Annotated in this window: 8 protein-coding genes; 6 read left to right on the forward strand and 2 right to left on the reverse strand. The window is 70.7% G+C overall.

The window, feature by feature from the left end; genetic code table 11:
• Nucleotides 1-21: 21 nt before the first annotated feature.
• From AX769_RS13810 to AX769_RS13820, 3 genes are all read left to right on the forward strand, one after another.
• Nucleotides 22-1,809, forward strand: coding sequence for an MFS transporter (locus AX769_RS13810; RefSeq protein WP_239451792.1), 1,788 nt, complete (start codon nucleotides 22-24; stop codon nucleotides 1,807-1,809).
• Nucleotides 1,809-2,288 carry a MarR family winged helix-turn-helix transcriptional regulator gene (locus AX769_RS13815; RefSeq protein WP_082763818.1) on the forward strand — a complete coding sequence of 160 codons (480 nt, stop codon included), beginning with the start codon at nucleotides 1,809-1,811 and terminating at the stop codon, nucleotides 2,286-2,288. The genes AX769_RS13810 and AX769_RS13815 overlap by 1 nt, the downstream gene beginning before the upstream one ends.
• A gap of 88 nt (nucleotides 2,289-2,376) precedes the next feature.
• Nucleotides 2,377-3,282 (forward strand): alpha/beta fold hydrolase, encoded by a 906-nt coding sequence (locus AX769_RS13820; protein WP_066280378.1) that lies wholly within the window; start codon nucleotides 2,377-2,379, stop codon nucleotides 3,280-3,282.
• A 4-nt stretch (nucleotides 3,283-3,286) separates the two neighbouring features.
• Here AX769_RS13820 and AX769_RS13825 read toward each other — a convergent pair whose 3' ends face one another.
• Nucleotides 3,287-4,162 (reverse strand): hypothetical protein, encoded by an 876-nt coding sequence (locus AX769_RS13825; protein ID WP_066280379.1) that lies wholly within the window; start codon nucleotides 4,160-4,162, stop codon nucleotides 3,287-3,289.
• Between the two features lie 78 nt (nucleotides 4,163-4,240).
• Between AX769_RS13825 and AX769_RS13830 the strand changes: the two genes are divergently transcribed.
• From AX769_RS13830 to AX769_RS13840, 3 genes are read left to right on the forward strand one after another with little or no spacing between them, the layout of a single operon-like run.
• Entirely contained in the window at nucleotides 4,241-5,299 is a 1,059-nt protein-coding gene (locus AX769_RS13830) for an Ig-like domain-containing protein (protein ID WP_066280380.1), read from the forward strand.
• Nucleotides 5,300-5,354: 55 nt separating this feature from the next.
• A complete protein-coding gene (gene lepB, locus AX769_RS13835) occupies nucleotides 5,355-10,553 on the forward strand; it encodes a signal peptidase I (protein WP_066280386.1) in 5,199 nt (1,732 codons plus the stop codon).
• A 13-nt stretch (nucleotides 10,554-10,566) separates the two neighbouring features.
• Nucleotides 10,567-11,328, forward strand: coding sequence for a carbohydrate ABC transporter permease (locus AX769_RS13840; RefSeq protein WP_066280389.1), 762 nt, complete (start codon nucleotides 10,567-10,569; stop codon nucleotides 11,326-11,328).
• Between the two features lie 329 nt (nucleotides 11,329-11,657).
• On the opposite strand, the gene AX769_RS24035 is transcribed toward AX769_RS13840, so the two are convergent.
• Nucleotides 11,658-12,038, reverse strand: a complete 381-nt coding sequence (locus AX769_RS24035; RefSeq protein WP_157887624.1) for a DUF4232 domain-containing protein — start codon at nucleotides 12,036-12,038, stop codon at nucleotides 11,658-11,660.
• Nucleotides 12,039-12,336 lie beyond the last annotated feature (298 nt).

Raw genomic sequence — 12,336 nt, forward strand, 5'->3', positions numbered from 1 at the left:
GCTTCTTTCGGAGACTGCTTCGTGCCCCCCTTCATCACCAAAGACCACCCACGCTACAAATGGATCGCGCTGAGCAACACCACGCTCGGTGTGCTCATGGCCGTGATCAACTCGTCGATCGTCATCATCTCGCTGCCTGCCATCTTCAAGGGCATCAACCTCAACCCGCTGGCCGCCGGCAACGTCAGCTACCTGCTCTGGATGCTGATGGGCTACATGCTCATCACGGCCGTGCTCGTGGTCACGTTCGGCCGACTCGGCGACATGTACGGGCGGGTCAGGATCTACAACGCCGGATTCGTCGTCTTCACCATCGGCTCCATCGCCCTGGCCTTCGACCCCTACCAGGGCGGCACGGGCGCGATGTGGCTGATCATCTGGCGTCTGGTGCAGGGCATCGGAGGCGCGATGCTGTTCGCCAACTCGACGGCGATCCTGACCGACGCCTTCCCCGCCAACAAGCGCGGCATGGCGCTCGGCATCAACCAGGTAGCGGCCATCGCCGGTTCGTTCATCGGCCTCATCGTCGGCGGTCTGCTCTCGACCATCGACTGGCGCGCCGTCTTCTTCGTGTCCGTGCCGATCGGCATCATCGGCACCATCTGGTCGTACAAGTCGCTCCACGAAGTGGGCGTCACGAACAAGGGCAAGCTCGACTGGCCCGGCAACGTCGTCTTCGCGGTCGGCCTCACCGCGCTTCTCGCCGCCATCACCTACGGCATCCAGCCCTACGGCTCGTCGGCCACCGGCTGGACCAACCCGTGGGTGCTCGCCGGTATCATCGGGGGCATCGTGCTGCTGGTGGTCTTCGTCTTCATGGAGCTCCACACGAAGTCGCCCATGTTCGAGATGCGGCTGTTCAAGATCCGGTCGTTCTCGATGGCGATCCTCGCGGGTCTGCTCGCGTCGATCGGCCGCGGCGGCCTCCAGTTCATGCTGATCATCTGGCTGCAGGGCATCTGGCTGCCGCTGCACGGCTACTCGTACCAAGACACCCCGCTGTGGGCGGGCATCTACCTGATCCCGCTGACCGTCGGCTTCCTCATCGCGGGCCCCATCTCGGGCACCCTGTCGGACAAGTACGGCGCGAAGGTCTTCGCCACGGGCGGCCTCGTGCTCGTCGCGCTGACATTCGTCGGTCTCCTGATCCTGCCCGTCGACTTCGGTTACTTCCCGTTCGCCGTGATCACCTTCCTCTCGGGCATCGGGTCGGGCATGTTCGGCGCGCCGAACCGCGCGTCGATCATGAACTCGGTGCCGGCCAACCAGCGCGGCTCGGCCTCGGGCATGGCGGGCACGGTGCAGAACGCCGGCACGTCGCTCTCGATCGGCGTGTTCTTCTCGCTGATGATCGCAGGCCTCTCGACCACTCTGCCCTCGACCCTGAAGGCGGGTCTGTCGTCGCACGGCGTCTCGGCTGCGGTCTCCACGCAGATCTCGCAGCTGCCGCCGGTGTCGACGCTGTTCTCGGCGTTCCTCGGGTTCAACCCGATCCAGGAGCTGCTGGGCTCGAAGGTGCTGGCCGGCCTCTCCCCCGCCAACCGCGCGACGCTCATCGGTAAGGAGTTCTTCCCCCAGCTGATCTCGTCGCCCTTCCACCACGGCCTCGTGGTGGTCTTCACCGCCGCGACGATCATGACGGTCATCGCCGCCGTGGCCTCGCTGGTGCGCGGCAAGAAGTTCGTCCACCTCGACCTGCCGACCGGCTCGGTCGACATCGTCGAAGGCGGCCCCGACGACTCCGCGACCGTCGTCGAGCCGTCGTCGGCCTCCCCCGTCACCGCGTCGAACGCAGTCCGAGACCGCTGATGACTGCCGCACCCGAGGTCTCGCTGCAGGTAGAGGCGGCTCAGGATGCAACGCGCGTCGACCCCGACGGCGTGCCCGCCCGGTTCGCGCTGGCGGTGGGGCGGCTGAACCGGCTGCTCCGCCCGGCGCGCCCCGAACTGAGCCACGGCTTGCTGCTGGCCCTCTCGACCGTGGTGAGGTGCGGCCCGATTCGCCCGTCGAAGCTCGGCCAGATCGAAGGAGTCTCGGCGCCGTCGGCCACCCGGCTCGTCGACGACCTCGAGAAGCGCGGGCTCGTGACACGGGCAGCCGATCCGGACGACGGGCGCGCGTTCTTCGTGACCGCCACCGAGGTCGGCCGCGAGGCCGTGCTCGATGCCCGCCGCGAGCGGTCCGAGCACGCCGAGGCGCTGCTGGGCGAGCTCGACGCCGACGAGCGCAGGCTGCTCGTCGCGGCGCTGCCCTCCCTCGAGAAGGTCGCCGGGGTCGTCCGTACCTGATCTGCTCGGGGCCCCAGCCGTCGCTGGCTGAGAATGCCCCGCGGGCGGGTGCTGAAGTGGAGGGTGCACCCGACGAAAGGACGCCTTCGTGGCCGACAGAAACTTCCAGCTCGAATCCGGACGAAGCGTCAGCTTCTCGACGACAGGCGACTCGATCGCCCGACGACTCGTGTTCGTCTTCCTCCCGGTCGGCGCCGCAGGCCTCTTCGACCCCGATCCGCTCGTGACCGACCGCTGGGGTGTGCGCCTCATCGAGGTCGACCGCCCGGGTTACGCAGCCTCCGCCCTCCTCGAACCTGGAATCGTGCCGAGCGTCGACGGCGTCGCCGACAACATCGCCGAGTACGTCCGCAACTCGGAGGCCAGCGCTGAGAAAGTCAGCAAGGCCGACCTCGGCAGCGTCGGCGTGGTCGGCTGGGGCTCGGGTTCGGCGTTCGCCCTGGCGTTCGCGGCCCGCTACCCCGACCTCGTCGACCGGGTGGCCCTCGCCGCCGCGCCGGCCCCGAAGAAGTCGCGACTGCGCAGCCGCACCGACGCCGAGGTCGACACGATCGCGCTGACCGTCGGGGCCACCGTCGACACGATGGCCGACACTGTGGCCGAGCACCCCTGGAACCGTCTGAGCGCTCTCGGCGTGACCGACGACGATCCTGCGCTCGCTTCGATCTCGGGCCTGGCCAGCCGCCTCGAGCGTTCGCTCGCCGAGGCCGCGACACAGGGCACCTTCGGCGTCGCCGCCGACCTGATCGCCCTCGACGACGACTCGTGGGCGGACGAGCTCTCGAAGATCACCGCGGCCACGCAGATCTTCACCGGCTCCCTCGACACGTACACCGACGGCCGCGACGCGTCGTGGTTCGCGAAGAAGATCGCAGGATCCGAGGTCGTCACCGTCCCCGACGCCGGTCACCTCGTCATCGCCACGGCCTGGGAGCAGATTCTCGCGCACGTCGCCCCGAAGCACGGCGGGCTGCCGCCCGAGGTGCGCGAGTAGCGGGTCAGCTGCCGCTGCTCGCGGCGCTGACGCAGATGCGAGCGGCGCCCTGGGCCGCGAGGGCGGCCTTGGTGGTGGGCAGCTTCTGCGAGGTGGCGCGCTGGCCGCGAACGATGAAGCACGATTTGTCGGTGACGTCGGCCCCGGTCTTCGGGATCCAGGCCGACCTGCCGCCCTTGACGAGGGCCGACACGTCTTCGTTCTTGCCGGTCGAGCCACCGGTCATCAGGACGTCGTAGGGCACGTCGGGGCCCGACCACTGCAGCACGTAGTTGTCGCCGCCGTCGAGCAGCTGGAGGTTCTCGACCCGGTCGGGGCCGCGGAAGACGGTCTGCATCAACACGAGCACGACCACCACGACGACGACCACGAGAGCGGCGGCCATCGATGCGATGAAGGCCGGCTGGTGGGTGAGGCGCCGAGCGGGACCCTCTTCGTCGAGCTCGGGCAGAGCCGGAGGCCGGGTCTCGAGCAGCAGGCCTCCCGACCGTGACGCGAGGGTCGTCGACCAGCGCGGGTCGGCCAGGTCGAGTCGGCCCGGGGCGGCACCGATGGTGTGGTGGGTGAGGACGCCGGCCGGGGCCACGGTGGGGAGAGGCGCGGGGGCCTCGGCGCGCACCGGAGCGGCCACCGGCAGTGAACTGGCGAGGGCCGGGACGGCGGGCAGGGCACTGAGCGCGGTGGGGGCGAATCTCTCGGCCACCAGGGGCGCGGGTGCAGCAGTCTCGCCGGATGCCCCATCGTCATGACGCACGCGCTTCGGCAGTGGAACCGGCCTGGGCCGCACCACCGTCTCGTCGTCGGGCACCAGGCCGGGTCGGGGCGGCGCGCCCGGCGGGCGAATGGGCCGCTTGCGGGCGTCGTGGCTGTCGGCGGTCACGGCACTCCTCACGCGGTCGGGGACGCCCTCGATGCTAACCTACGGGGGTTCGTTGATCAGGGGGAATGGGGGTTTCCGGTGCGTCGTGCGACGGTCTCCGCCTCGGGTCGCCGTCGCGCCCTCATCGCCTTCGTCGTCGTGATCCTGCTGGCCTCGTGGGGCCTGGCTGCGAATCGGCCGGCCCTCGCTGCGACACCCTCCGACCGGGCGATCACGCTGTCTTTTCTCGGCAGCGACACCCGCGAGATCCCTGCCGGCTGGACTGTGACGGCGTGCCCGCGGGGCGCCGAGCCCGACCTGGTGACGCTCACCTGCGACAACGGTGAGATCACGTTCACGGCCACCGACTTCGACCGCGGCCAGGGCAAGCAGAAGGTGACGGTGGCCTTCACCGTCGCTGGCCAGGCGAAGACCACTGTCTACACGGTGTCGCTCGAGGCCCCCGAGCTGCAGATCCCCGCCTCGACGACATACCGCTATCCCCTGCCGCAGGGCACGCCGACGACCGTGCCGTGGACGGCGCTCCGCTACACCTGCCAGTCGTGCGCCAGCGCCTCCCCGCAGTTCCGCAGCGGGTCGGTCAGCCCGTCGAGAGCCGGCACGGTGCGCTTCTCGGGCACCGGGGTCGTCTTCTCGCCCGCGCCCGACTTCTCGGGGCGCGCGACGCTGCACTACCGCCTGCGTGACCGGTTCGGCCAGCAGACCTCCAAGGCGAACGTGAAGGTGACGGTGGTGCCGGGCCGCAGCCACGCCCCGACGATGGTCGCGACGTCGGTGGCGGCAAAGGCCGTGCACGACAGCAGCGCGACTGTCGTGCGCGCGACCGGCAACGCGATGAAGCAGGACATCGTCGAGAAGACGCACCCGGCGATCCTCACGTCGTGCGGCACGCCCTTCCACGGCACCGTGACGTGCACGATGGACGGCTCGTTCGTCTACACGCCGGCGAAGGGCTTCAGCGGGGTCGACGAGTTCGGGTATCACGTCTTCACCCGGTCGAGCGGCGACCAGGCCGTCGGCACGGTACTCGTCGCCGTGGGCGCGAACGCCGCCTCCCGGGCCTCCGCCGCCGTCGAGGCCGGGCCGGCCTCGCACCGCGTGCCGGTCATCGCTCCCCTGCAGGTCGAAGCCGGATGAGACCGATGACACCGACACCGAAACCGACCATCCGCCCCACCGAAGGAGTCCGCTCGTGCGCCTGAGCCTCTCAGCACCTCGCCCCGACTCCACCGGAGATCACCACGACCTCGTGCTCGACGGCGAACCGACGATGACTGTCGGCGAGCTCGCGACGGCGCTCCAGCTGCCGGCCGACGCGGTGGCGCCCGGTGTGGATCCTGCCCTCGAGGTGTCGCGGGCCGGAGTGCTCGGCGGCGTGCGCCTGCCGCGGGGCCAGGCCTCGCCGGGCCTGCCCGCCCCGTTCGCGCCCGGCACCGTGCGGCTCGAAGTCGTCGGCGGCCCGTTCGCCGGTGAGACGCTCGCACTGCCGGCCGGCGCCGACATCACCGTCGGCTCGGGCCCGGAGGCTCTGCTGCAGATCGTCGACCCCGCGCTCGAGCGCCTGCACGCCACCCTCGAGGTCGGCCGCGGCAACGCCTCGCTGACGGCCGCCGAAGCCCCCACCATGACGGTCACCCCGACCGGCGACGCCCCCGTGGTCGTCGACGGCGACAGGATCACGGGGCCCGTCACCGTCACCCCCGACGACGTCGTCCAGCTCGGTGCGAGCCTGATCCGCATCGGCGTGCAGCCCCGCCGCGACGCCGACGTCTCGCCCGAGGGCCTCGGCCGCATCGCCTACAACCGAGCCTCGCGCATCCGAACGGCGCCCGACCGGCCGACGGTGCGGATGCCCGGCGAGAAGCCGAGCGCCTCGGATCGCACGCCGCTGCCGTGGCTCTCGGCCCTGCTGCCCGTGGTCATCGGCGTCGCCATGGCGTTCGCCTTCAAGCAGCCGATCATGCTGCTGATGGCCGCCGCGTCGCCGCTGATGGTGATCGGCAACAACGTGACGGGTCGCCGCACGGCCAAGCGCAGCGGCAAGCGCACGGTCGAGAAGTGGCAGGGCGAGATCGTCGACGCGAAGGCGCGCATCGCCGCGCTGACCCAGGAGCAACGGGTCGCCGCGTGGTCGGCCGACCCGGGCCCCGTCGCCGTGACGGACGTCGCCACGACGCCGACGTCGCGCCTCTGGGAGCGCCGCGTGACCGAGGCGGACGCGCTGCGGGTGCGCATCGGGGTCGGCGAGGTGCCTCTCGACGCGAGTTTCGACGGCTATCGGTCGAGGCCCGCCGGCGGGGACGACCACGCGGCCGGCGTGTCGCCGTCGCCGATCACCGTCGACCTGGCCGACGGGGTCGTCGGAATCGCCGGGCCGCGGCCCGTGACCACCGGGCTCGCGCGCTCGATGGTCGTGACGCTGGCGACGAGCCGTTCGCCGCGCGACCTCGCCCTGGTGCTGCTCTGCGATCAGGATGCGGAGTCCGACTGGGGCTTCGTCCGGTGGCTGCCGCACGCCGACGGCGCAGCCCAGGCGCTGGCCGCCATCGGCAACACCTCCGACACCCGTCTCGCCCGCCTGCGAGAGCTCACGGCTCTGCTCGAGGCGCGGCAGACAGCCCGGCAGGCGAAGGCCGGTGCCCGGTTCGACCAGCAAGTGGTCGTCTTCATCGACCAGGCCCGCGCCTACCGCACGCTGCCGGGCATGGTGGCGCTGCTCGAGCACGGCCCGAGCCTCGGCATCAGCGTGGTGGCGCTCGAGGAGGAGCGCGCGAGGCTGCCCGAAGAGTCGCGCGTCGAGATCCTGGTCGACCCGGCGGAGCCTGCTCTGGCCCGGCTCGAGGCGTCCGCAGGCTCGAGCCCGCGCGTGCTCGTCGACGCCGTGTCGCCCGAACTGGCCGACACGATCGCCCGCGCCCTCGCCCCGCTGGTTCACGTCGGCGGTGTCGGCGACGACAACCTGCTGCCGCAGGCCGTGCGCTTCGTCGACCTCGTCGGCGTCGACCTCGACGACCCCCAGCCGATCGTGTCGCGCTGGTCGTACTCGCCGCGCGAGACACGGGCGGTGGTGGGCGCAGGAGCCGACGGAGAGTTCGCCCTCGACCTCGCCCAGGACGGCCCGCACGGGCTCGTCGCCGGCACCACCGGCGCCGGCAAGTCGGAGTTCCTCCAGACCTTCGTCGTCTCACTGGCTCTCGCAAACCGCCCGGACGCGCTCACCTTCGTGCTCGTTGACTACAAGGGCGGCTCGGCCTTCGCCGACTGCGAGCGTCTGCCGCACACCGTCGGCCTCGTCACCAACCTCGACGGCCGCGAGACGGAGCGCGCCCTCGAGTCGCTCGACGCCGAGCTGAAGCGCCGCGAGCACGTGCTGCGCGACATGGGGGCGAAGGACGCCGACGCCGCCTGGGAGCGCGACCCGGTCACCGCCGCCGCGCGAGGGATGGCGCGGCTCGTGCTCGTGATCGACGAGTTCGCCGAGCTCAAGACCGAGCTGCCCGACTTCGTGACCGGCCTGGTCAGGATCGCGCGGGTCGGCCGGTCTCTCGGCGTCCACCTCATCCTCGCCACGCAGCGCCCCTCGGGTGCGATCACGCCCGAGATGCAGTCGAACACGAACCTGCGCGTCGCCCTGCGCGTCACCGACAAGGCGGACTCGACCGACATCCTGGGCAGCGGCGAGGCCGCTCTCATCAGCAGCTCGACGCCGGGTCGCGGTTATGCGCGCCGCGGCGTGGGGGCCGCCCCGGCCGCCTTCCAGACGGCGCGCGTCGCCGGCCGTCGCCCCGGGGTCGTGCACGCGACGTCGACCGCGCCGAGCGTGCTGTCGCGACCGTGGCGCGACGTCGGCGCCCCCGTCGTCTTCCCGAGGCGCAGCGTCGCCACGGGCCCGGTCGACCACGACGACACCGACCTCCGCGCGCTGGTCGCCGTCGTCACCGAGGCCGCTGCGCAGCTCGGCGTGGCCAAGAACCCCTCGCCGTGGCTCGCACCGCTGCCGACCCTCCTGAGCCTCGACGACGTGACGGGCTCGGTGCAGCCGGGCGCCGTGATCCTGGGCCTCGAGGATGTGCCGTCCGAGCAGGCGCAGCGCCCCCTCGCCTGGAACATCGCCACCGACTCGCACCTCGCGTTCGTCGGCGGTGCCCGCTCGGGCCGCACGTCGACCCTGCGCACGCTCGTGGCGCAGCTGGCGATGGCGCACTCCCCCGCCGACCTGCACCTGTACGGCATCGACTACGGCAACGGCGGCCTCGGCCCGATGGCGGCGCTGCCGCACACCGGCGCCGTGATCACGCCGCTCGAGCAGGGGCGCCTGGCTCGCTTCGTGGTGCGGCTGCAGCAGGAGGTCGGCCGGCGGCAGACGATCCTCGCGCGCGACTCGTACGGCGACATCCGCGAGCACCGGGCCGCCACCGGGTCGCCCGAGCGCGAGCGTCTCGCCTACGTCGCCGTGGTGATCGACGGCTGGGAGCGCCTCGCCGCCGACCTCGGCCCCGACGACATGGTGGCCTTTCGCGAGCAGATGGTGCGGATCCTCCGCGAGGGGCCGGCGGTCGGCGTCCGCGTGCTGCTCGGCGGCGACCGCTCGCTGATCAACGACAAGGTGTCCGGCTTCATCGACACGCGCTACGTGCTGCCCCTGACCGACCGCGAGGACTACCGCACGGCCGGGCTGCCGACGCGCGGGCTGCCTGCCGAGATCGGGCCGGGGCGTGTCTTCTTCGGCACCCCGCTTCGCGAGGTGCAGCTCGCCCTGCTGCCCGGCGAGCCGAGCGGCGAGGCGCAGGCGGCCACCTTCCGCGCCGTCGTCGACGAGGTGCGCTCGACGTCTCCGCTCGAGACGACGGCTAGCGGTGCGAGCCGCGCCTTCCGCGTCGACGTGATGCCGGGCGAGATCGAGCTCGGCGAGATCACCGACCTGCCGTTGGCTGCGGGATCGACGACCGAGGGCCTCGACATCGGCGTCGGCGGCGACACCCTGTCGCGCTACCGCGTCGACGTGGTCGGCTCGCGGGGCTTCGTCGTCATCGGCGAACGGCGCTCAGGCCGCTCGACCGCCCTCGCGTCGATCCTCACTCAGCTGGTCACCGACCAGCACCCGGTCGTGGCGATCGCCCTGCGCGACTCGCCGCTCCGTGAGACCGCGCGCCGACTCGGCGTGCCGACGGTGACCGAGGCGTCCGACGGGTCGGCCGAGCTGGCAGCCTTCGTCGAGACCGCCCTCACCGTGGGCCGTGGGCCGATCGCGCTGATCGTGGACGACGTGGAGGCCCTGAAAGAGACGGCCATCGAGACGGCCGTGCTGGCGGATCGCGACTCGTTCTTCTTCGTCCTGTCGACCCATGTCGACGAGGCGGGCGGCCTCTTCCGCGGGCTCTTCCCCGAGGCGAAGAAAGCGCGCCAGGGCCTCCTGCTCTCGGCCTCCAACGCCATGAACGGCACGCAGACGTTCGGGGCACCGCTGCCTCGGTCGCTGCAGGGCAAGGCCCCGGCCGGGCGGGCCGCGCTGTTCTGGGACGGCACGTTCGTCGAGGTGCAAACCCCCTTCCGGGTCGGTGACGGGCACGAGCCCCGCGGTCCCGTACGATCGACGAGAAGACAGGGGCAGGATGTGACGGACACAGTCGACGGGCGCACGCGAGCGGACGCCAGAGGCAGGCGCGGGCGGTCGAAGAGGAATGGCCCGCTGCGCTTCGTGCGCGACCTCGTCATCATCCTGATCGCGGCCCTCCTGATCTCGTTCGGCATCAAGACCTTCCTCTTCCGCACCTTCTACATCCCGTCGGTGTCGATGCAGAACACGCTGCAGATCAACGACCGGATAGTCGTCAACGAGCTCGTGCCGCGCCTCTCGCCGCTCAAGCGCGGCGACGTGATCGTCTTCACCGACCCCGGCGGCTGGCTCGACGGCGAGACGCCGACGCCGGTCACCACGCCCTCCACGAACCCCGTGGTCCACGGCATCCAGTCGGCCCTCACGGTGGTCGGCCTCGGCACCGCGGACAGCGACAACCACCTGGTCAAGCGCGTGATCGGGCTGCCCGGCGACCACGTGTCGTGCTGCAGCGCCTCGGGAGAGATCGAGGTCAACGGGGTTGCGATCAAAGAGCCCTACATCGACGTGCCTCCCGGCGGGGCAGCCGAGCCGGACAAGGACCGCTACGACATCACGGTGCCGAAGGGCGACGTCTGGGTCCTCGGCGACAACCGCTACCAGTCGGCCGACTCGTCGTACCACTACATCAACAAGAACGCCACGGCCTTCGTGCCGATCAAGGACATCGTGGGCAAGGCGTCCGTGATCACGTGGCCGGCCAGCCGGTGGACGACGCTCAGCAACTACCCCGACGTCTTCAAGTCCGTGCCCGCAGCCGCCTCCGGCAAGTAGAACCGGGGGCAGGATGCGAGGCGCCTGGGCGCGTTTCGGCGTGCTCGTCGTGGTGACCGCCCTGGTGCTCGTGCCGATCGCGGTGACGGTCGGCGCGGTGATCCTGCCGGGTGGGCACGCCCCGAGCCTTCGAGAGTTCGTGCCGTTCGTCTCGGGCGAGGGCCTTACGTGGTTCGGCAACAGTCTCGCGGTCTCGCTCGGCACGGCGGCCGTCTGCGTGCTCGTGGGCGCCCCGGCCGGCTACGTGCTGTCGCGCGGGCGATCGCGCCTCGTGTCGGGCTACGCGCTCGTCGTCTTCGTGCTGCAGGCCTTCCCGCTCGTGCTCGCGATCGTGCCGCTGTTCATCCTCTTCGCTCGGGTCGGTCTCGTCGACTCGCTGCCCGGCGTCGCCCTCGTCTACATCGGCGCGGGCGTGCCGGTGGCCGTCTGGCTGATGTCGTCGGGTGTCGACGGGGTGCCCGTCAGCCTCGAGGAGGCCGCCTGGATCGACGGCTGCTCGGTGGCGTCCGCCTACCTGCGCATCGTGCTGCGAAACTCGCTGCCCGCCGTGCTGACGACGGCTCTGGTGTCGTTCTTGTTCGCGTGGAACGACTACCTCGTGGCGTTCGTGTTCTTGAGGTCCGAGCAGAACTACTCTCTCGCCATCGGTCTCGAGACGTCGGGTCATTCGCCCGTGCTGGCGCTGCTCATCATGCTGCCGCCGGTGGTGCTGTTCGCGGTCTTCCACCGTCACTTCCGGTTCGGCGGGGTGGCGGGGGCGTTCGGCGGGGTGTGAGCCGCTGGCAGCTGGCGCCTTGACCGAGGTCTTCTCTGGGGCGGTGTGAGTTTTCACGGGACCTTCTCTTTAGTTGCAGAAGAGCGCCTGGAGGCGATACGGATCGGCCTCATTTTCGTTGGCTCGCGCCGTCCGGGGCTCCGAAAGATTGCGCGACGAGGGAACCCTCATCATTGACGACGAGCGACCCTGGGGGAATCTGTAGTGGACTGTTTCTCTGCACGGTCCGGGTCGAGTCCTCTCCATCGTCACAGTGTTGCTCGTATTTGCCGCCTGTCCTGGCCGCGGTGAGCGAGCGTCCGGTGCTTGCTTGTGCTGTTGAGGCTTGATCAGTTCAGCGGGCCGACCTCCAGATCGGGTGATGTCGAGCATGCAGCGATCGTTGGGGACTTCACGAACAGGGATGCCTTTTGTCCGGGAGGGTAGATGCGGAATCCGTCGGCGTGGGTGATTCCGCAATCGGGGCCATTGGTTCCGAAAATTCTCAACGGGGCGGAGGCTTGGCCTGCTGGTTGCAGGGTGACGGTGGGTGCGGCCTGAGTGCGGTCGAAGGTGGCCGCCGGTCCGATCTGCGTTCCGTTGCCGTCTCCCACATAGGACACGCCGGGCCAGCCCTGGAGGGTGCAGGCGACTTGTCCAGTGTTGGTGAGGATGAGCTTGGTCGTTTCGGTTCCGGCAGCACCGCCGATCGGGCCGACGGCTCCTGACAACTGGGATGTGGAGCACATGGTCGGGGCGGGCGGAGGAATCGGAGTGGGGGTGCCAGCGGGGGCGGGCGCGCCCGGTGTCGCAGTGGGGACGGGTTCGGCGGGTGCCGTGGAATCGATCGTGGGCGCAACCTGGACGTCACCGCGGCCGGTGTGGTTCGCGTTCGTGGCAGCGACCGCCGTGCCCACCCCGCCGATGACGAGAACGGAGGCAGCTAAGGCCACGATCAGCGTGACCCTCCGGGGCCGGGGCTGCGGTGTGTCTCGAGCCGTCTGGAGGACGAAGCTGCGGATTGCTGCG

The sequence above is a fragment of the Frondihabitans sp. PAMC 28766 genome (genome assembly GCF_001577365.1).
Taxonomy (GTDB): Bacteria; Actinomycetota; Actinomycetes; order Actinomycetales; family Microbacteriaceae; genus Frondihabitans.

Bases quoted from the DNA above. Each gene is read 5' to 3' on its own strand.
- AX769_RS13815 (WP_082763818.1), top strand. From the start codon at position 1,809: ATGACTGCCGCACCCGAGGTCTCGCTGCAGGTAGAGGCGGCTCAGGAT.
- AX769_RS13840 (WP_066280389.1), top strand. From the start codon at position 10,567: ATGCGAGGCGCCTGGGCGCGTTTCGGCGTGCTCGTCGTGGTGACCGCC.